Here is a 19,367-nt window from a genome sequence, read left to right as displayed (position 1 = left end):
AGACGGTGAGGGATCACCGCTCCGGACTGAAAACCAAATCACCGCGAGCAAGCGGCTGCGGCTGCATACCCAGCCAGGCGCTGTAGCCCAGGCGCCCTGAGCCGCCCAGCGCCGCGCCGTTCACATCCTGACTCTGTAACAACACGCGCAGGGACCATTGATACTCAATGCCGAGATACTGACGAACCCAGTCGCGAAGCCGGGTCACCCAGGCCTCTCCGGGCAGAAAATGGCGGTAGGTTTCAGCATCCAGCGGCCCCAGCTCGATGCGAAAGTTATGGGCGACATCGCGTACCGCCGCCCCCAGAAAGGCCGATTCCCCCAGACGCGGCGCACGACGCCCGCCCTGTAACCGCGCTCTTTCTCGCTCACCCAGAGGCATCCATTGTGGAACATTCGCCACCACCTTCACCGGCACGTTGAAGTAGGCACGCAGGATCTTCTCCAGCCCTTCCGGGTCACGGCCATTACGCGTTAAATGTCCGGCCAGGGCGAAACGGGCATGCGGGCTAAGAGACCCCTTTTCCAGTTGCCCCGGCTGCCCCATGCCGATAAGCGAAGCGATATACCGCTCGAAGCGTTTGTTGTCCGGGCGGTCCAGTGAAACCGTCGGTTGCGCATCGGCCCAGGCGCGATAAAACAACAGCGTCAGGCGGTGATGAAACAGGTCGGCAAACGCCGTCAGGCTCTCATCCTGATGATGATCCAGCCGCTCGCGCGCATACTCAGTCAGGTGCAGCGGCAGCGGTCCGTTCGGCCCGAACAGACCAAAACTTAAAATCGACACATCATACAGAGATGACTGGTCACGCTGACGCACCTCTGCCAGGGTCGAAGGGGCAAAACCGAGCGACGGTTTCTGACCAATACGCAGAGGTTCAAAGCGCGGTAGCGGCGCGCGCCCCAGCGGATAACGCTCGCCGCCCTGAGCATCAACACGGCGCAACAGGGTGAACAGATCGTAACGCCAGGGTGCCGCCATCACGTTCTGCCAGAACGACGGCGGCATGGCGGTTGCCCGCGTCACAGGCGAAAGACGGGTCAGCGTTTCGCTCATATCAGCGCCCTTTTGCCCATCCGCGGTGGCCAGTAGCCCACCTCACCGCGCTGCTGGCTGTAGAGCGTGAACTCGGTAAAGCTGTTCATTGCCACGAGCCGGGCAAAGACACGCTCCAGTACGCTCCCGAACAGCCACGGGCTAAAACCGGAAAACGCCTGTTCGTCCACCGTCAGCGAGATACTCACGCCACGGGCAAAGACAATCGGCCCCGGCTCCGGTACCCGGCGGTGTACCGGCTGCAACACGCATTTGCGCACGCCGTCAATTTGTCTGGCCACCGGAGCTTCCGCCAGCCGGGTGTAGAGACCCAGCAATTGGCGAAGCGCCGCCGCCCCTTGCCCTTCTTCGCCGTCCATCAGGCTCAGGTAATTCATCTGTAGCTGGCTCACCAGTTGCCAGGTACTGAACCCTTCCGCCAGCGCCGGACGCGGTGGCGTTGGCCCTTTGCGCAGATGCGGATTTTTAACCGGCAGTGAGTCCGGCAGCACAAATTTGCCCATCTCCTGCTGGAGCATCAGCGGCAGGTCGCGACTGGTACAGAGCACTTCGGCGGTGATGTAACGCAGCTCATCGCGCCAGGGCGCGTGCTGTTCATCCACCAGCGAGGCAAACACCTCCGAGCCGATATACCCGGTACGCGTACCGTATCGCTGGGCATGTTCGGACAGGCCGCGCTGTTCGCGGCGCAGTGAAAAGTAGGCGCCGTAGTTGCCGTTATCCTGGCTCTGGCTGCGCCAGAACGGACGAAACTCTTGATCATCACGTTGCCCGTCAACGCTGGCGTGAATACGGGTAACGGCGTAAATCTCGTAATCCATCGGACGAATGTTATCGACCACCAGATGGTATTCGTGCTGGCTGTCGCTCAGTTTTTGCCGTTCCGCCACTTTGGCGAACAGGTTCACCACCGGGGTGCAGTGCAGCGCCAGATGGTTTTTATCCACCACGCGCTCAAGCTGATCATCGGCTTTATCCAGCAGGATGATGATGTCAAAGGTGGTGGCATCACCGCTCTGCGCCAGCAGTGGACGCAGCCCTTTCAGGCTGAAAAAGAGGAAGCGCGACGGAAAAGCAAAATACTCTTGTAGCAGACGGTAACCGTCAAAGTTACGTAAGTCGTCCGGCAACAGCGCCTGGTCGGACTCGAACCCTTCCTGACGTAGTGCGTCTTCCGGCAGAACCAGCGGCGCGGTTGAGGTACCGGGAATCAGCGCCAGCGCCCCGACCTGGTGCGCCATCAGCAGCTCCAGCAGTTGCAATGCCTGCATATCCGGGCCGCTTAAAAAGAACTCCACGCGGTCAAAATCGAGGTGTGAGAGTTTCACCGGACCGTCACAGCGCAGCCGGATCCGCAGTGCGCTGACCGCCCCGCTCTGGCCGAGGCCGATACGCAGCAGCGGCAGGTCGGCGGGTACGCCGCCCAGTTCGACGGCGCTAATGCTCAGCGGCAGTAACGTCACATCATGTGCGGTGGTGTAACTGCAGGTGACGCCATTTTTCTTGAGCGTCTGGCTGTCCATCATGGTGCCGCGCGGCACCACAAAGCCTTTACTTAAATCGCCTTTTGCCGGGTCAGGTTGCAGTTCGGCAATCGCCATTGACGGGGTGGGCGCAAGGTAGTTTGGCGCGATCATCTCCAGCAGACGCTGAGAGAACCGGGGAAATTCGGCGTCCATCTTGAGCTGCACGCGGGAGGTCAAAAAGGCGAACCCTTCCATCAGACGCTCGACATACGGGTCGGCGACGTCCATGCCCTGCATTCCCAGCCGCCCCGCCACTTTCGGATAGCGGCCCGCAAACTCCTGACCCATTTCCCGCAGCCAGGCCAGTTCGCGGTTGTAATACTCGAGTAATTTACTCTCCACGCTTACCCCACATCTTTTAACTCGAAATGGCCATTTTCCAGGTCGACATCGGTGCGAAACAAAAAGGATAACGGATACGGCACGCACCACAGGCGGCCTTTGATTTCAATCGATAAGACGTTGTGCAGATCCAGCGATTTTGTATCGGAGATGCAGCGCACCATCAGCCCCTGAGGCAAAATACGCGGTTCGAAATGCAAAATCGCGTCGGTAAGCTTGCGCTGGATATCCTGCCATTCAATGTCGGACATGCGCTGACCGGCCAGTGGCGCCACGCCAAAATTGGCGACCGAGCGGCGCACGTAACTCAGTTTTGAGAGATCGTTTTGCGCCTCGTTATTGATGGTGTTGAACAGCCACTGCAGGTCACGCAGTACGTGGCGACGCAGCGCATTGTGCGAGACCAGATTGCTGTTGAGCGGCTCCTGCTTTTTGTCCGGCGCGTCATCGGTCAGGCGGTCCAGCAATGACGGCTGCATTTTGTCGCGCGCCCCCGGCGACTCTTTGCCGGTTCTGGCGCGCCAGCCGCTACGCAGCAGATCGCGGTCGTCCTGAGGCTGACTACTCATGCGCATCGCCTTTGGCAAAACGCAGGCTGGCTAAATCGAGCAGTGGAAATTCCGCCGTATCGTTAAGCCACACTTTTTGGCCGCGCCCCAGGTAATGGGGCTCCTCGCCCGGCAGCGGCTGCCACTCGGTGGTGCGTGAGAGCAAGAAGCGGTCTTCAACCTGATTGTCCAGCGGATAGCGCGCCGGGATCTGGCACACCTGCTCGCTACCGTCGTGCAGACGAATGCGGGTGTGTCGCCAGACCAGATCGATGACGCTCGCCGGGGCTTGAAACTCCATCTCTTCAATCGCGCTGAACGGCAGCCAGAAGTAGCGTCCGTTGACGATGGCCTCGCAGACCGGGCCAAAGCGGCAGTCGCCATCCATCAACCAGTCGAAGCTGTGGGTGGTGCCATCCTGTAAGGTCAGTTCGCCGGGAATGGCCTCGGCCTGTTCCAGCGCCCCAATGCGATGTGAGCAGGCTTCGGTAGCGGAAAGATCGAGGGCGGCAACCATTGTCGCCAGCCACGGCCATTGCTTGTCCGGCATCGCCGGACGCGCCCGTCCGGCCATCACTTCTGCGCGCTGACGTTCACCATTGATGGTTTGTTCAAGCAGGGTGATGGTCGGCTGCGCCTGTGGCGTCAGCGCCAGCCAGCTTTTGAGCTGTGCCAGGGCGCGTGGCCAGTTGCCCTCAAGGCAGAGCATTTGCGTAAAGGCCGCACGCAGGTCGGCATCGGTGGGCTGCGTGCGAATGCGGTTTTCCAGTTGCCCCAGACTCTCCCGGAGGGATTCTCCCGCGAGTTGTTGCTCTAGTGTGTTCATCACCGCTCCTCTGTGTAAAACGAATGAAATTGTGTTTTTTGCGCTCAGCGCAACACCCTCGTACGGTAGCCCCGGTAAGCATCGCGCCACCGGGGGCCGTCCCGGATGGCGGCGCAAGCGCCTTATCCGGGCTACGCGGTGAGCTGCTCGCTCGGTCCCCTCTTGAGGATTAGGGGAAACTAGTGAACAGCCTTATACGTACCGACCGCCGGGTCGCGCAGTTGCGGACGCAGGGAGTCAATCAGCAAAATGTTGAGGGTCGTACCGGGAGCAAACCACGGGGTCCAGACCTTACGCACCTCGTCAAGCCGTGCCTGCAGCCGGGCCTGATCGTTGACCAGCTCGCGCGAAACTTCGACGGCGACGGTGCCGTTCGCCTGCCAGCCGCTCAGAGAAGGCACATAAGGCAGGATCATCCAGCTCTGCCCGAGACTGCCTTCGCTGGCCACCATTCGCTCGTTGTTCACTGTGGTTATCAACAGACGGTCAGCGTCCGCACTCTCGCTCAGCCCGCTTACCGGGAAACCGTGGACAAAGGTCATGGTGGTTTTACGCTCAATGCCGTTGGTGATTTGGCTAACATCACTGCGACCATTGAGCCAGCCGCCCTTCTCACATTTGCCGTCGTCTTTGGCCGGGATAAACAGCGCCGGGCTGCTGCTATCACCCTGCCAGAATGTCCGCAGATGGCAGCCATCCTGGAGAGTAAACTCCTGCCACGGCGTGCGGTTCGCCGCCGGGGAGTTATCTTCCGGGCGTCCTTCCGGCAGTTGTAAGCCACTGGCGGTATTGGTCGCAGGCGGCGTACTTGTCGCCGCAGCCGCCGGAGTGACAACCGGCGCCCAGTCTTTCGCTTTGCTTGCGGTCCCCTGAGCCAGCGTGTTGTTTTGCGCGTCGGTCAATTTCCAGCGCACCAGCGCCAGCGTGCCGCACTGGTTTTCGAGCAGCGCGCCCAGACGCGGCATAAAACTGTCGAGCACGGTGACTTTTTTATCGCCATTCGCCACGATACGCAGCGGTAATTCCCGCGCACACCAGCTTTTCGGCGAGTTATCCGCGATGTCGTCGATCCAGATATCCAGTTTTTGTGTAGGAGACTGCACGATACGGTAGTTTTCAGCCTGAGCGCCAAAACAGACCGCGAACAGCGCCAGCCCCGGAAGCCAAAGTTTCATAAAATTCCTTGTAAGCCTGTATCAATCACGAAGAGGGAAAAACTGCGACGCTTGTGCCAGCGAGTGCAGAAGCGTGGTGTCCTGTGGAGCACCGACCCATACCGCTACGGCGCTGTAATTGTCCTGCTGATCATGACTTTCCACGTTGGTGCGTAGCAGTATCTGATTCATTAATGTCAGCCATTCATGGGGTGTATTGACCATATGCAGGGACTGTTTCATCTGTTCTTCGCTCACCCCGTGCCAGAAACCGTCGGTGCAGAGCAAAAACACATCGCCATCTTCAATCGGTACCACATCGCTGTAGCTGGCTTCGCGCTCATCGTCACCCAGCCCTAACGCGAAATAGAGCAAGTTGCTGTTAATACCTTCGGTCTGGTGTCCGGCGTCTTTCATCTGCTGTACCAGGCTGTGATCGGTGGTGACGTGGTACAGCCACCCGCGGCGAAACAGGTAAAGTCGGCTGTCTCCCGCATGTACCCAGTAGGCAAGATGGTAATCACGGTCAATAAACAGACTCACCATGGTGGTGCCCATACGCTGAAACTGCTCAGCCGCTTTTTGTTCGGTGCGAATGGCGTTGTTGGCTTCGTTGATATACTCGCGAATGTATTGCGCATTCAGATGCTGGTCGCCATCGAAGCGGGTGATGATGGCATTGCGGGCGAGCTCGGCCGCCACATCGCCGCCGGGAAGCCCGGCAATACCGTCGCATACCACGAAACATGCGGCGCGCTCGCCAATGCTTTCACCGGTTTGATCCTGGTTACTCGCACGCGCGCCCTGTCGGGACATTGAGGCGGTGCTGATATTCATTGTTGTTCTTCCGATGCGCTTTGTGAATCTTTGTACTGGTTTACTTCCATGTCGTAGGCGTGCAGGAACGCCTCGCCAAACAGCGTGTGGAAGTCGTCATCGATTTCACCGGCCGTTTCAGCGTAAGAACGCACGAAATAGTCCCACAGCGCCGCTTTGCGATTGGAGAGCATGCCAAGACGCGCAGTGGCGCCGTCGCGTTTGGCATTCTCTTCCAGCAGTTCCGGGTTAAAGGATTGCAGCATGGCGGCGATAATGGCGCGAATGCCGGAAATCATCCCTAACTGGTGGGCCTGTAAGTCGATCAACGCATCGCGCACCGACTTTTTCGGCGGCATAAAGCCGGGCATACGGGTACCGAACATCTGCATCAACACGGTTTTGCCGGAAGGCAGCAATTTAAACGGGTTGTTGGCGTCATCGAGCACCATCGTCATGTCCGCTTTTACCCCACGTTTAAGGATTGAGCGTGATGACAACAGCGCCACTGTCCCTTGCGAAAACATGCTCAGCATCTGTCCGAGCTGACGCATGTTTTCCCGATCAAACTGCGGCGTGGGCTGCATATCACTGAGCCCCATCCCTTCAAGCAGCGCATCCAGCAGTTCGCCTTTAAGGACATCACCGCTGCTCTCACCGCTGCTGGTCGTTGCAGATTGCGCGCTTTCGCTCTGTACCGGGTCGATACGCAAGCGGCCTTTTGGCGTCTGGGCGGCGGCACGCTGTACGGTTTGCGGCGTGGGTAACGTGATGGGGACATATTCCGGCATCTCGCTGTTGGCTTCCGGCTCCACGGGTTCCGGCGCAACAAACAGCGGCTGCACATCCTCTGGCTCGGTGTGCGGCACGATATCGTCATGCGGCACGACCGGTTCAGGCTGCGGCGGGACAGGTGCCTGCCAGGCCGGTTCCGCTTTCTTCGGCTCAGACGGGGCAACATCATCTACATGACTTAGCGGCACAGCGCCACTGAGTAGCCCCAGCGGGTCGTCATCACGTGCCTGCTGCGTGCTCGCCCCGGCACCGCCAAAGAGAGCTAATGGATCCAGTTCATCCGGCGCGGGTGCGTCCTGTTTAGCCGTGGGTTCTACGGGCGGCACCAGCGTTGACGGCGTGACATCGGCGAAAATGCTGTCGTTTTTGAACAGCGGTTCGTCGTTAAACAGCTTGTCCGTGTCGATGGTACGCGGCGCGGCAACGGATTCATTTTTACTCAATAAGGCCAGTGGGTCTTCCGGGTTGCGTTCCGGCTCTTTCGGCGCGGCAAACGGATTGAGCGCCTGGGGCTCTGGTTTCGCACGGTTACTGGAGATGCTGTCGGAGATGGAAAACTCCTGCATCAGACTGTCCCAGATCTCCGTTGGCACGGCAGTGGTGGCGTTCTCTTTTTTCTCCACCGGGGCCGGATCGGGCGTAAGTCCTGCCTGCACATTCGCCGCCATACGGCTGACTGGCTGGGTGTCCAGGATCAAATCGGTCACTTCAATGCGGTATTCGTCAATATCCAGGATATCGCCATCCTGCAGTTCAACCTGGCGGCCCCGCTCCAGCGGAATGTCGTTAAGTACGACTCGGGTCACATTGCCACGGTTAGTAATGCGGCATTCACCATTCCCGGCGATATGTACGATCGCCTGCAGGCGCGAAATGGCGCGCTCATTGTCCGGCAGCACCAGGTTATTGTCCGTTCCGCGTCCAATGGTGCCTCCCGGCGGATAGAAATCGCAGCGGCTTTGCGGAGGTTGATGGCCGGGTTTATTGGTAACTATTGTGAATCGCATAGCGTATTCCTGCTGGAGTTATTAGCGTTCCGAAAAGGGTCAGTTCTGATAACGCTGGTGCTGGAAAATAAAAATGCCAGTGAAGCCTCAGTGGCTTAATTAATGGGTTGTAAATCATTAAGTTTAATATATCCCCGCGCCTCGCCCAGCAGACCGGGTTTATTTTCATCACGTACCGCAACCTGAATCCAGTTAGCGTTGATTGTTTTTATTTTTACCAGTGGCGTTCCGGAAGTGACAGGCTGTAAATCTTTCGCCCCGTCATCGGGTTGTTGCTTGAAGTGTTTATTCTCTACCCCTGATTTTAGGGTATAGGTCATCATCCAGGGAAAGGCTTCACAACCCGCGTTTTTTTCAAGTTTATCGGTATCAACAGCGTTTTTATCCGCAGCTGTGAAATGCTTCAGCTCGCCAGTAAAGTAACGATGATCGCACTCTGTCGATCCGGTAAGTTTATTGACCGTAATAGCACCAGCACGCTCAATGTGCCCCTCTTTCCAGGTCAAAAACTCAGATGGAAGATGGGTAAAGTAACGCTTGAGTTGCTCAGGTTCAGCGTCTTTTTTATCAACATTAAGGTTGATGACCTTCTCGACATTGTCGCCATCTTTAGTGACGAAATAACGGTATTTCAGTTCTGGCGTATTTCGCTGACCATCATCGCTCCATACGGGTAGCCAGTAGACCTGAAGAATACCCTGGTGCAGGGTCTGTTCTGCGGCTGTGGAGAGTGAAGCAAAAAACAACGTGCTGATAACAATAAATGTCTTGAGCATGACCCGTCCCTTTCTAATTACTGCAATTTACATAACATGATGTAATCGTTACTGTAAAATTCTCAATACCTTCTTGCGTCAGGAAATTTTTCAGCTCATTCAATTTCGTTACGCTGTTGCCGACAAAGTTATCACCTTTTATTGCACCAATAAGCAAACAGCCATCTGTATTGTCAGGGTAATTCCCATTATGAATTAAGATATAACGTGAGACTGGAACGGATGAGTTATAAAGCAAAGGAACAGGATTATGTGATTGTACAGTGGGAATATTACTATTATGCCACTGCAATCTATAAGATCCTTCCGGAATCCTTTTTCTTAGCCCGGATTCCGTCGTATCAGGTCCGGGGCGTTCAAGAATGTAACCACTTATCGTACTGCCGGAAATATCATACGTACTGATCGTTGAACTGTCAGTTTGCCAGAGACGCTTTATGGAGATGAGATAATTTGCCATACACTCCCCTTAACGCTTTCAGCGATCCCTTTCGGGATCGCTGCAAAAGACCTTACGCTTCTTTGTTTTCTTTGATATTCCAGCCGGCACTGGTTTCAGCGCCTTTACCGCCAGAAGAAGACTGCTCCCAGTACTGCTGTTTCACTTTCGCAGCCTGGAATGCGTAAGTTACGCCAACGGTGTCGCCATTATCCGCACCGGTGTACTGCACGGAAGTGACTAACACTTCCTCCAGCGTAATGCGCGCATATTCAACCTGCTGACCGCCCGCTTTGCAGACAGAAAGCTCTACTTTGGTTAAGTGCTTGCCGCTGGCGCAGTGTTTCAGGATTGCCGTTGTGGATTTGTCAATTAATGCGTTTACATGCAGGTCATTGAAATTAACTTTACCGGCACCACCGCCGCCGCCGACGCTCATATTCCCTGGCTGTGAAGCGCCCCAGGAAAAAGAAGTAATATCAGTCCAGCCGGTGTGGTTAGAATCTTTCGACTCACCCGTAACGCCATCGACCTTCAGAAACATATCAATAGCCATAATATTTACTCTTCGTTAATGATGATTATTGCTTTCGAAAAAGCGTGTATATACCAGTCATCGCTGATGGTATAGAACTAATGGGTAAATATGGGGCCAGCTAAAACCGTCCATATTTTACCTCTCCCTCATATCCGCCATCATGACCCTGACGGATATGCTTTGCACCCTCTGAACAACAAGGGTCGCGAAGATTAACGCTGTGAATTGTCTAATAAAATAATTCTAAAAACAGATTATATTGTGTTCCCGGAACCCGTTTTCCGGGTAGCCTGAGAAGAGTTTAATTTACATATCATTATTGTGATGGGCAGTTCCAGATATATCACAGGGAAAAACAGCAGACAGTGATTCAACAATAAGGGTTGATGCCCGGGTTTTACGCTCCTGCGTTGTTAAATTCGCAAAACGGGAAGAGAGATGTTCATGGGCTGAGGAGGGAAGTAGCCGTTGATAACTGCACCAGGTTTTTCCTTCCGTCGCATCCATCACGCCAAGAAAATACATTTCAGCCTTGATCCGCTCCCGTTCGTTGGTTTTCGAGAACCAGGCTTGCGCAAAACGCTCACTGCTCATATTGACGTCAAACCCTGTCAATAACCCGGTATCTCGCAGCAAATTCGCGGTGTCATCCTGGGGTAGCGGCTCTGCTCGCGGATATTCGTAGGTCTCAGCGTTTGCCAGTCCCGTCGCGAAACAACACAGCAGGCTAAGTGCGATGTAACGTTTTTTCATATCCAGCTCCCTGTTCCCGGATGCGGTAAACATCACCGAACCTGTTCCTTACGTAGCCCCGGTAAGCGCAGCGCAACCGGGGGAAATATGACCGTCGTCCTTAAAAAACAGATCAATGACCATACTGTCTGCTTTTCGTTAATGATGATCATTGTTTTTGAAAAGTACTTATATGGCAGCAGCATCGCATGAGTCCGAATAACACTTTTCATACTGTACACTGGTTTTTACTACAGCGAATGACATGCTATTATTCTTTCACTCCCTGCCCTTTCAAATTTAAGGATTGAAAATGAAAAAATTCCTCGCACTGACTGCAATGTTTATTTTACTGCTTGCCGGAGTGTATACCCTTGTGGATATCATTCAATCGCTCTGGTTGGTTCTTAAATATGAATCACTCAATCCCTACTCCACCGGCGCAATAACAGGAAAGGTGCTGTTTCTCCTGGTTGACTGCGGTTTATTTTTTCTTGTTCGTCGGATTTACAAGAATAAACTCACTCATCGTTAAGGGCCAACCACCCTGCTCCTGCGGTGCCTGAGGAATAAGGATGAAAATACCGTTTGCTGTATTCTTCACGCCTTTGGCGCCATGGCAACAAAATGGTCAATGATCTGCTCGGTGAACATTCGGTTGGTACTGAGATAATTAATCGCCTCAATCCACGGTTCCAGTACGTCCTCTACCATAAAATAAAGCAAATCCAGATCGCCCGCCTCGCGCAAGGCATAGTAAATAGATTCATTAAGCTCTTTCAGATCCCGTGAGCTATAAATGGACCGTGAAATCATTGCCCCGACACCCAGCACACCGGTTATTTTGGCTGAAAGTAAAAAGCGCGGGATGATGTATGTGCCGAACCAGGAGGCCAGTTCACTGGCAAAAACCGTTTTAAAGGCCAACTTACCTAATTGAGAGCCAGCCACTTTTAGCATTATTTTTTCCAACTGCTCGTGATTTAAGCCGTGGACATAGCGATTGATGACAATATAGATAAGTTGCCAGAAGTCTTTGGACGTCACCCCACGCTTTGTTAGCTCGCCCAGGCGAATGCGCTCCCTCTCATTGAGGCCACTGTTCTCGGTATCAAACATGTCCTTTGCCAGGGTCCACATATCCTGTGGTAAAGAGACAAAGCTATCGATGGCCGCCTGCAAGACGATATCCGCTGCGCTTTGCTTCTCGGGATTTAAAATCTTTAACATCCCTTCCGCTATCTGAACGGGTGAACCAGACATAATGGTGTGCTCCCTGCTGACCAATGGATTAAACAGTATGTATGATGCACGGTGCCGCAGGCATGTTCACGGCCAGCCTGCGGCGTCTCCGCTCTTATGCCTCTTTGGTTTTCAGCGACGGCAGTTTTGATACCAGACGCAGTGAGACAGTCAGTCCTTCCAGTTGATAATGCGGACGCAGGAAGAATTTCGCGGTGTAATAACCGGGGTTATCTTCAATCTCCTGCACCTGCACTTCGGCGGCGGCCAGCGGTTTGCGCGCTTTGGTCTCCTGAGAGGAGTTTGCCGGGTCGCCATCGACATAGTTCATTACCCAGTCGTTCAGCCAGCGCTCCATTTCATCACGCTCGCGGAAAGAGCCGATTTTGTCGCGCACAATGCACTTGAGATAGTGCGCAAAACGGCAGCAGGCGAAGAGGTACGGCAAACGCGAGGCCAGACGCGCGTTTGCGGTCGCATCGGCGTCATGGTATTCCGTCGGTTTTTGCAGCGACTGGGCACCGATAAAGGCGGCAAAGTCAGAGTTTTTGCGGTGAATCAGCGGCATAAAGCCATTTTTCGCCAGCTCGGCTTCACGACGGTCGCTGATGGCGATTTCAGTCGGGCACTTCATGTCCACGCCGCCGTCATCGCTCGGGAAGGTGTGGCATGGCAGGTTTTCCACCGCCCCGCCGGATTCGACACCGCGAATCGAGGTACACCAGCCATACTCTTTGAAGGAGCGGTTGATGTTCGTCGCCATCGCATACGCCGCGTTCGCCCACGAGTAGTTGCTGTGGTTAGCGCCATCGGTCTCTTCTTCAAAGTCGAAGCTATCAACCGGGTTAGTGCGAATACCGTACGGCAGACGTGACAGGAAGCGCGGCATCACCAGCCCCAGGTAGCGGGAGTCTTCCGATTCACGCAGCGAACGCCAGGCGGCGTACTCGGTGTTCTGGAAAATTTTGGTCAGGTCGCGCGGGTTCGCCAGCTCCTGCCAGGATTCCATCTGCATCACACTCGGTGCGGTACCGGTAATAAACGGACAGTGCGCCGCCGCGCCGATACGCGCCATCTCGCCCAGCAGTTCCACATCCTGCGGACTGTGATCAAAATAGTAGTCGCCAACCAGGCAGCCAAAGGGTTCGCCACCGAACTGACCGTACTCTTCTTCGTAGATTTTTTTGAAGATAGGGCTCTGGTCCCAGCCGACACCTTTGTAGCGTTTCAGAACGCGGCCCAGTTCCGGCTTCGAAATGCTCATAAAGCGGATTTTCAGCATTTCGTCGGTTTCAGTGTTGTTGACCAGATAGCTCAGCCCACGCCAGGCGCTTTCCAGTTTCTGAAACTCTTCGTGGTGAATAATCTCATTGACCTGTTGAGAGAGTTTTTCATCAATCCCGGCAATCAGATTCTGAATCGTGCGATAAGTGTCCGAGGAGAAGGTGACGGTGTTAGCCAGCGCCTGCTGGGCCAGCGTCTGTACCGCAGACTCGACCGCTGAACGCGCCTGTTCCGTTTTCGGGCGAAACTCTTTGCTGAGCAGCGCGCTAAACTCGTCCTGGCTGAATGTTTCGCCCTGCGGCAAGTCTTGCTGTTGGGTTACATTGCTCATGATTTACTCCTCTTTACCTGACGTGCTATCGCGGTTGTCCGGCATCTGGCTCAGCGATTTCAGCAGTGTCGGATCTTTCAGGATTTTAGCAATCAGCTCTTCCGCGCCGTTTTTACCGTCCATATAGGTCAGCAGGTTGGAGAGCTGAGTACGGGCTTCGAGCAGGGAATTCAGCGGCTCGACTTTGCGTGCCACCGCATCCGGCAGGAAATCTTCCATGCTGTCGAAGGTCAGATCGACGTTCAATTTGCCTTCCCCGGTCAGCGTGTTGTCCACCTGGAAAGCCACGCGCGGTTTCAGCGCTTTCATGCGTTCATCGAAGTTGTCGATATCGATATCAAGGAACTTACGTTCGTCAACAGAGGGCAGATTCTCAACCGGTTTACCCACCAGGTCGGCCATCACCCCCATCACAAACGGAAGCTGAATTTTGCGCTCCGCGCCATACACTTCCACGTCGTATTCAATCTGAACGCGTGGCGCGCGGTTACGCGCGATAAATTTTTGTCCACTGTTACTCGTTGCCATGATGTTCTCCATCGAAGATGCGCGGTGACGCTATCGGGATTGTTTCACCCTGTCGTCAAAGGTTATGGGTGACGCCCAAATATGTTTTCCAGTTGCTGCACGCCATCCGGCGCCAGATCGCGAACGATCGCCATAAAATCCAGTTCGATCAGCCGCTGTACGCGGTCAATCATCAGCGGGGCGGGATGGCTTGGTTCATGCTGAGCAAAATAGAGCTTCACTTTTTCCAGCATTAGTTGCGCATCGGCGCGGCTGTTAAGCTGCACGCTCCGCCAGTCCGTGTGATTGACAGGCGCTGCGGCGGGTGTCGTCGCCGTCGCCTGAGGAATAGAAGTTGTTGCTGTCTCGTCGGGCTGCGCCTCGTCGCCTGCACGACCTGCGCGGTTAATCAAGGTTGCGGTCTTAATGAGTTGTTCCATTTCCGGCGCACCACTCTCCCCAAGACGTTCCACCAGCCAGCTACGGATGGTGAGCAACCGTCCCTCGATTTGCATCATGACGCTGGTGGCCTCTTTTCCGGCGCGCGCCAGTTCGTCAACCAGCCGTACGCGTCCGCCCGGAAAATTGGGGTACTCTGTTTTGCTGCCGTCGAGTAGCGCCTGAGCGTCGCGGACTGTCAGCTCATCGCCATTGCTACGCAGTAAAATGGACTGGCGCAGTGTGGCGGTGAGTGTGGATTTATCACTGAGTTCTGCCAGCGCGTTAATACGGTAAAACGGATCTTCTTCACCGTTTTCTGTCAACGCGGGCCACAGATCATCCCAGTAGAGGGCCAGTGCCTGGCCGATAAGTGAAAGCCCGTCTGCATACCCTTCCAGACCACGGCGACGCGTCCAGGCATGGGTCAGCGCCAGCATGACGCGCAGATCTTTGGTGCGTGACAGCAGCGCGGTGGCAAGCTTTTCAACACGCGTCCAGTCTGCCGGCTCCGCGGGAATAATGGTGTCACCAAATTGCTGTTCCGCTTTGCCCTGGCTTGCCTGTTCCAGCGCCTGAAACTCAGCGTCATACTCCAGGTTTTCACCACAGGGCTGCGTCGGGCTGATGGGTTCAAGTAAGGTTTCAAGAGTCATACACAGATTCGCTTAATCAAACATCGGAGGATAAAGACCATGGCGCCCCGGTCGTGCACCGCCTGCCGGATCGAACAGCATGGTAAAAAGCTGCCCGGTGAAATTGCCGCTGTGCACATGCGTATAGAGCGGATAGCCATCGCTACGGTTGGTCCACCAGAAACTGGTCTGGCGCAGCGGGTCAAAACATTCTGCGGCCTGACGCCAGCTCAACGTCGGCGCCGCGTCGCCTTCGTAACCGATAACATCGAGGATTTCCGAGCGGTTTTCTTCTACCACGGGCTGCGGCGTGGGAATCGACAGCAGCGCCTGATCAAGTTGTTCTGCGGAGTAACTGTTGCGGATCGCATGCAGCAGGGTTCGCCCCAGTTGCTCATACCAGTCCCCCGACTGCGCCAGTTGGCGTGGAGACCACTCCAGCGGGTTTATCGCCAGCAGTGCGCACAGCGGATATTGCCGCCCGACGCTGTCGCGACCGGGTAACAAACAGCCCATCTGCACCTGCTGGCCACCTAACATTGGCGGAACGACAAAATTCCATATCGGCGCATTGCCGAATTGCCTGTCCGCCGCACGCTCTTGCTCTTTTTGCCAGTTCAGTAGCCCCACCTGAAACCAGTGGGACCATTGACGCTGGAGCGCGTCCGGGAAACGTCGCTGTAAGAAGTCGCCGGCACTGGGCAATTTTCCATACCAGCTAATTGCACTCGTCGTAGTCATTCGACTTTCCTTGCGGTTAAGGGCATGCGAAACGGGGAAGCTGAAACGGGTTGCGAATGCTGCCAGGGATGAACTCAAGCGTGACCTGGTGTCCATCAACATTGTAGGTTGCCTGGCGGCTCAGGCTACTGCTGCCCGGTGTCACACGCGCCTTGTCAACAAAGCGGTTCAGCGCCCATGCTCCATTGGTCACCAGCGTCGAGGTGGTGCCGTTCGTCAGCCCAAGCTGCATCCGTACCTGGTTGGTTCCGCCCGGCCCTGGCCAGTTCACCAGTTGCACCGCCTGTGGACCGTGGCTGTAACGGAGAATCTGCCCATCCACATCCAGCGTGAGGTTCAAAATCGCGTTGTCCATGCTCACGGTACGCACCGTCACACGGTAAGAGGGCGTCGTGCTTCCCCCGGCAAAAAACGCATCACGAATAGATTGCGCCTGTTGAAACGGCGCCAGTAATCCTTCGCTACCTGGCAAGGTCTTACCATCAATGCCCGGCATAAAGCGCCAGGGTGACTGGGTGGTATCCACTTTGCTGGTCAGGTTGTCACGAAAGAAACTGTCCATCAGGCCGGTGCCCGGGGCAAACATGCGCGCCAGGTCGTCTGGCGTCACTTCACTGCTGGCGTTCCGAACCAGCGGGTAGCGACCGGCGATGGCCTGGCGGCAAAAACCGCCCACTTCGACGCTGATGCGCTTGCGGACATTTTCCAGCTCGCGGCTTTGCGTATCGCTGCTGGCGCCCACCGCCATATTGCTGAACATGGACTGCAACCCGCCGGGCAGACGCCCTGCGCTGGCCTGCAGGCGACTGATGGCTTCACCGCCGGGGGCAGGCATGCCGCTGTTGGCCGCATCCTGTACCGCTGTCAGATAGCGATAAAGTTCATCAACCTGCTTTAAAAAATCATCAAACACGATGGTTTTGCCGCCTTTTTCCAGCGGCTGAGCCAGTTCGATAATCGGCGCGTAGTGTTCCGTTACCCGCTGTTCCGGCGTCTGCGCCGTAGCGGCGGCAGGCGCAGCGTTCGTGTTATCACGATTGCCAAACAACACGTTGAGTGTGCGGCTGGTGCTGTTGCCCTCCTCCGGCTTTTTTTCGCCCTCTTCCGGGGTTTCACGGGTCAGCGTCAATACCTGGCTTAAATTGACCACCAACTGACGCAGCGGCGAACTGTTGCCCGAGAGCAGCCGTGCTGTATTAATACGCTGTGAAAGATTGGCACTGTTGTTGAGCGCGATATCACTCAGGAAGCTGTCCCACTGGCTGATAAAATCCCGCGCGTAAAGCTGGCGTACCGCGTTATCCGTCTGCTGCTGATCTTCTTGTTTGACGGTGGAACCGAGTACCCAGGCATCATCGGTATGCAGCGCGTTGGTCACAGTGCCAATCTGCTTATCGAAATGCTGCCAGTAACCGTCCGGGGTATATAAACCGGGGATACCGTCATTAAGCGACTTACCGCTCTTGCGCGAGAACACCAGCTCACTTTGCGGGCCACCCAGCGAGGCCAGCGAAACCGGCTTGAGGTTTTCATCCGCCGCGAGCAGACGTTTCAGGCGTCCGTAGACGCGCGCCGCGAGCGGTTGCTGGTTGATTAACGCCTGCTCCCTGGCAATCAGCGCTTCATCTTTGGCAAACGGCGACGACTGAATTTGCGGCTCCAGCAGTTGGGTCAAATGCCATTCCAGACGACGAAGCTGGGCCTGCGTCATGTTCTGCGGCAGATTGCGTTCCAGGTTGAGCATGACCCACTGATGCAGGAACTTGCCGTCATAATGTTTCGGCTGGTAGAGCATCTGATACGCTTTTAACGCTTCGTAGCTGTATTCCACATCGCTGCCGTTATCATTTCGCAGCCAGGTGGTGATGCGTGACGCCACATCCGGTAACAGCAACTCCTGCAACGCTTTTTGGTACAACGCCTGCGATGCGTCAGAGACGTCATAGCCACGATACAGCCCCATACGGCGGGTCAGTGGCGGGCTGTTAACGTCAAAGTCCTCACTTTGCGGCAGCGCCGCGAGGCTGTTTAGCAGCGGCAGTAAGGCAAAGACATCGCCTTGCGGACGCTCGCGCAGCGCTTTAATCTCCTGGCTGATACCAGGCACTTTGGCTTCGACTTCCTGCAAATAGGTTTTGTTGTTGCTGTAACTTGTCAGCCACAGACCGCTAATCACCACCAGCAGAACCAGCAGCGCGGCATAACCGGCCCACATGACCGCCCGGTTGCGCATTTCCCACCAGCGATTCTGCCCGGCAATACCGGCTTCCTGAAAAATAACGTTTTGCAGCAGGTTTTTGATAAAGAAGCTTTGTCCTTTACCGCCGGGTACCGGCTCCTCTTTGCTGACGCTATCCCAACTGTCACCGGTATTACCACGAGGAAGCGAGAGCGAACGTCCCAGTTCTCCCATCACCCGGTCAAACGGCAACCCTTCCTGGGTACCGCTCGCCAGATAGATACCGCGCGGTGAAAATTCGGTTTCAAAGTTCGAGCGGGCAAACAGCGTTTGCAGATAATCGGCCAGTAGCGGACGCAGCGCGGCAAATTCCTGAGGGAACAGGTAGCTTTCGGCTCTCGCTTTCGGATCGCTCTCGTGCAGTAAAATATCCGGTAAGGCCGCATCGAGGCGCTGTTGCAGTAACGCGTACTCCTGGGTAAAACGCCCCATCAGGTCAAAATCGGCCTGCTTGCCCTCCTGCCAGGGGAAGGTAAAACCCCAGATCTGGTCACGCTGGGCTTTATCGAACCCGGCAAAATAGGCACGAAAGCCTTTCAGGAGATCCGCTTTCGTCACCAGCACATAGACCGGAAAACGGATGCCCAGTTGCTCATGCAGTTCAGTCAGGCGTTTGCGTAAATTAAGCGCCTGTTCGCGTGAGGCATCGCCTGACTGGGTGAGCAGGTCGGCAACGCTCACGGTGACAATCACCCCGTTGATGGGCTGACGGCGACGGTATTTTTGCAGAAGGCCGAGGAATTTCAGCCATTCGCTGGCATCCTGCGCCTGCTCGCTCTCCTGGGTGCTGTAACGCCCGGCGGTATCCAGCAGAACCGCTTCATTGGTAAACCACCAGTCACAGTTGCGCGTACCGCCAATCCCACGCAGCGCCGTTTTACCAAATTTGTCGGCCAGCGGAAATTGCAGCCCGGAGTTGACCAGCGCGGTGGTTTTCCCGGCGCCCGGCGCACCAATGACGACATACCAGGGCAACTGATACAGGTACTGCGTGCTGAAACGCTGGGTCCATTGCCCGCCACGCTGACCCGGCTGGTTGAAATGCGCTTTTTTCAGCACCTGAGACGCTTCTTCAAAACGGTCAGCAAGGATTTGCTCTTCGCTGTTCAACCGTTTGTGATCCGCCGTCTCTTTCGGCGCATTGTCGCTTTTCAGGTTGTCCATCAGTTTGCGGTTCAGCCACGCGTTGTAAAGACGCGGAATAATGTGGCTTTGCACCCAGATGAAATACATCACCGCGATGGTGATAATTCGGTTTTGTTCAGATTCCAGCGGGCGTGAATCAACGACAGAGAGCAGCGGACCTATCATCCATATCACCGCTGCCAGCGCTGTCATCCCAAGAAAACCCCACAATATGCGGTTCGTCAGAATTGAAAGCAGACTATTCATCC

Annotated in this window: 18 protein-coding genes; 1 reads left to right on the top strand and 17 read right to left on the bottom strand. The window is 55.5% G+C overall.

Annotation, left to right across the window (positions count from 1 at the left end):
* Positions 1-13: 13 nt before the first annotated feature.
* The 11 genes from tssG to IP582_RS09780 form a co-directional block, all read right to left on the bottom strand.
* Positions 14-1,057 carry a type VI secretion system baseplate subunit TssG gene (gene tssG, locus IP582_RS09830; protein WP_039079474.1) on the bottom strand — a complete coding sequence of 348 codons (1,044 nt, stop codon included), beginning with the start codon at positions 1,055-1,057 and terminating at the stop codon, positions 14-16.
* Complete coding sequence (tssF, locus tag IP582_RS09825) at positions 1,054-2,925, bottom strand: type VI secretion system baseplate subunit TssF (RefSeq protein ID WP_193795791.1); 1,872 nt, start codon at positions 2,923-2,925, stop codon at positions 1,054-1,056. Before tssF ends, tssG begins: the two co-directional genes overlap by 4 nt.
* 2 nt (positions 2,926-2,927) lie before the next feature.
* Positions 2,928-3,494 (bottom strand): type VI secretion system baseplate subunit TssE, encoded by a 567-nt coding sequence (gene tssE / locus IP582_RS09820; protein ID WP_193795790.1) that lies wholly within the window; start codon positions 3,492-3,494, stop codon positions 2,928-2,930.
* On the bottom strand, positions 3,487-4,299 hold the full coding sequence (locus tag IP582_RS09815) for a type VI secretion system accessory protein TagJ (protein ID WP_193795789.1): 813 nt from the start codon (positions 4,297-4,299) through the stop codon (positions 3,487-3,489). The genes tssE and IP582_RS09815 overlap by 8 nt, the downstream gene beginning before the upstream one ends.
* Positions 4,300-4,478: 179 nt before the next feature.
* A complete protein-coding gene (locus IP582_RS09810; protein ID WP_071195231.1) occupies positions 4,479-5,474 on the bottom strand; it encodes a hypothetical protein in 996 nt (331 codons plus the stop codon).
* Positions 5,475-5,495: 21 nt separating this feature from the next.
* The gene (locus IP582_RS09805) at positions 5,496-6,290 is read right to left on the bottom strand and encodes a PP2C family serine/threonine-protein phosphatase (protein WP_039079479.1); all 795 of its coding nucleotides are present in this window, start codon (positions 6,288-6,290) and stop codon (positions 5,496-5,498) included.
* Positions 6,287-8,071 carry a type VI secretion system-associated FHA domain protein TagH gene (gene tagH, locus IP582_RS09800; RefSeq protein ID WP_193795788.1) on the bottom strand — a complete coding sequence of 595 codons (1,785 nt, stop codon included), beginning with the start codon at positions 8,069-8,071 and terminating at the stop codon, positions 6,287-6,289. Before tagH ends, IP582_RS09805 begins: the two co-directional genes overlap by 4 nt.
* A gap of 95 nt (positions 8,072-8,166) precedes the next feature.
* Entirely contained in the window at positions 8,167-8,847 is a 681-nt protein-coding gene (locus IP582_RS09795; protein ID WP_193795787.1) for a hypothetical protein, read from the bottom strand.
* A 13-nt stretch (positions 8,848-8,860) separates the two neighbouring features.
* Positions 8,861-9,307 (bottom strand): DUF5675 family protein, encoded by a 447-nt coding sequence (locus IP582_RS09790; protein WP_193795786.1) that lies wholly within the window; start codon positions 9,305-9,307, stop codon positions 8,861-8,863.
* Between the two features lie 52 nt (positions 9,308-9,359).
* A complete protein-coding gene (locus tag IP582_RS09785; RefSeq protein WP_039079483.1) occupies positions 9,360-9,842 on the bottom strand; it encodes a type VI secretion system tube protein Hcp in 483 nt (160 codons plus the stop codon).
* Positions 9,843-10,130: 288 nt separating this feature from the next.
* Positions 10,131-10,577, bottom strand: a complete 447-nt coding sequence (locus tag IP582_RS09780; RefSeq protein ID WP_193795785.1) for a Rap1a/Tai family immunity protein — start codon at positions 10,575-10,577, stop codon at positions 10,131-10,133.
* A 292-nt stretch (positions 10,578-10,869) separates the two neighbouring features.
* Here IP582_RS09780 and IP582_RS09775 point away from each other — a divergent pair, with 292 nt between their 5' ends.
* Positions 10,870-11,091, top strand: a complete 222-nt coding sequence (locus IP582_RS09775) for a hypothetical protein (protein ID WP_193795784.1) — start codon at positions 10,870-10,872, stop codon at positions 11,089-11,091.
* Positions 11,092-11,156: 65 nt separating this feature from the next.
* On the opposite strand, the gene IP582_RS09770 is transcribed toward IP582_RS09775, so the two are convergent.
* From IP582_RS09770 to tssM, 6 genes are all read right to left on the bottom strand, one after another.
* On the bottom strand, positions 11,157-11,819 hold the full coding sequence (locus tag IP582_RS09770; protein ID WP_193795783.1) for a hypothetical protein: 663 nt from the start codon (positions 11,817-11,819) through the stop codon (positions 11,157-11,159).
* A 94-nt stretch (positions 11,820-11,913) separates the two neighbouring features.
* Positions 11,914-13,413 (bottom strand): type VI secretion system contractile sheath large subunit, encoded by a 1,500-nt coding sequence (tssC, locus tag IP582_RS09765; protein WP_039079486.1) that lies wholly within the window; start codon positions 13,411-13,413, stop codon positions 11,914-11,916.
* A 3-nt stretch (positions 13,414-13,416) separates the two neighbouring features.
* Positions 13,417-13,941 (bottom strand): type VI secretion system contractile sheath small subunit, encoded by a 525-nt coding sequence (gene tssB / locus IP582_RS09760; RefSeq protein ID WP_039079487.1) that lies wholly within the window; start codon positions 13,939-13,941, stop codon positions 13,417-13,419.
* Between the two features lie 62 nt (positions 13,942-14,003).
* Positions 14,004-15,014, bottom strand: a complete 1,011-nt coding sequence (gene tssA, locus IP582_RS09755; RefSeq protein WP_193795782.1) for a type VI secretion system protein TssA — start codon at positions 15,012-15,014, stop codon at positions 14,004-14,006.
* A gap of 12 nt (positions 15,015-15,026) precedes the next feature.
* Positions 15,027-15,734 carry a type VI secretion system-associated protein TagF gene (gene tagF / locus IP582_RS09750; protein ID WP_039079489.1) on the bottom strand — a complete coding sequence of 236 codons (708 nt, stop codon included), beginning with the start codon at positions 15,732-15,734 and terminating at the stop codon, positions 15,027-15,029.
* Between the two features lie 16 nt (positions 15,735-15,750).
* Positions 15,751-19,365 carry a type VI secretion system membrane subunit TssM gene (gene tssM / locus IP582_RS09745; RefSeq protein WP_193795781.1) on the bottom strand — a complete coding sequence of 1,205 codons (3,615 nt, stop codon included), beginning with the start codon at positions 19,363-19,365 and terminating at the stop codon, positions 15,751-15,753.
* Positions 19,366-19,367 lie beyond the last annotated feature (2 nt).

Origin of the sequence: Citrobacter sp. BDA59-3 (genome assembly GCF_015167655.1) — a bacterium.
Classification (GTDB): Bacteria; Pseudomonadota; Gammaproteobacteria; order Enterobacterales; family Enterobacteriaceae; genus Phytobacter; species Phytobacter diazotrophicus.
This window is presented reverse-complemented; position numbering and strand designations above follow the sequence as displayed.

Coding starts and splice junctions, on each gene's coding strand:
- tssE (WP_193795790.1), bottom strand. CDS start 3,494: ATGAGTAGTCAGCCTCAGGACGACCGCGATCTGCTGCGTAGCGGCTGG.
- IP582_RS09790 (WP_193795786.1), bottom strand. CDS start 9,307: ATGGCAAATTATCTCATCTCCATAAAGCGTCTCTGGCAAACTGACAGT.
- IP582_RS09785 (WP_039079483.1), bottom strand. CDS start 9,842: ATGGCTATTGATATGTTTCTGAAGGTCGATGGCGTTACGGGTGAGTCG.
- tssB (WP_039079487.1), bottom strand. CDS start 13,941: ATGGCAACGAGTAACAGTGGACAAAAATTTATCGCGCGTAACCGCGCG.
- tagH (WP_193795788.1), bottom strand. CDS start 8,071: ATGCGATTCACAATAGTTACCAATAAACCCGGCCATCAACCTCCGCAA.
- tssM (WP_193795781.1), bottom strand. CDS start 19,365: ATGAATAGTCTGCTTTCAATTCTGACGAACCGCATATTGTGGGGTTTT.
- tssG (WP_039079474.1), bottom strand. CDS start 1,057: ATGAGCGAAACGCTGACCCGTCTTTCGCCTGTGACGCGGGCAACCGCC.
- IP582_RS09805 (WP_039079479.1), bottom strand. CDS start 6,290: ATGAATATCAGCACCGCCTCAATGTCCCGACAGGGCGCGCGTGCGAGT.
- IP582_RS09770 (WP_193795783.1), bottom strand. CDS start 11,819: ATGTCTGGTTCACCCGTTCAGATAGCGGAAGGGATGTTAAAGATTTTA.
- IP582_RS09775 (WP_193795784.1), top strand. CDS start 10,870: ATGAAAAAATTCCTCGCACTGACTGCAATGTTTATTTTACTGCTTGCC.
- tssA (WP_193795782.1), bottom strand. CDS start 15,014: ATGACTCTTGAAACCTTACTTGAACCCATCAGCCCGACGCAGCCCTGT.
- tagF (WP_039079489.1), bottom strand. CDS start 15,734: ATGACTACGACGAGTGCAATTAGCTGGTATGGAAAATTGCCCAGTGCC.
- IP582_RS09810 (WP_071195231.1), bottom strand. CDS start 5,474: ATGAAACTTTGGCTTCCGGGGCTGGCGCTGTTCGCGGTCTGTTTTGGC.
- IP582_RS09795 (WP_193795787.1), bottom strand. CDS start 8,847: ATGCTCAAGACATTTATTGTTATCAGCACGTTGTTTTTTGCTTCACTC.
- IP582_RS09815 (WP_193795789.1), bottom strand. CDS start 4,299: ATGAACACACTAGAGCAACAACTCGCGGGAGAATCCCTCCGGGAGAGT.
- tssC (WP_039079486.1), bottom strand. CDS start 13,413: ATGAGCAATGTAACCCAACAGCAAGACTTGCCGCAGGGCGAAACATTC.
- IP582_RS09780 (WP_193795785.1), bottom strand. CDS start 10,577: ATGAAAAAACGTTACATCGCACTTAGCCTGCTGTGTTGTTTCGCGACG.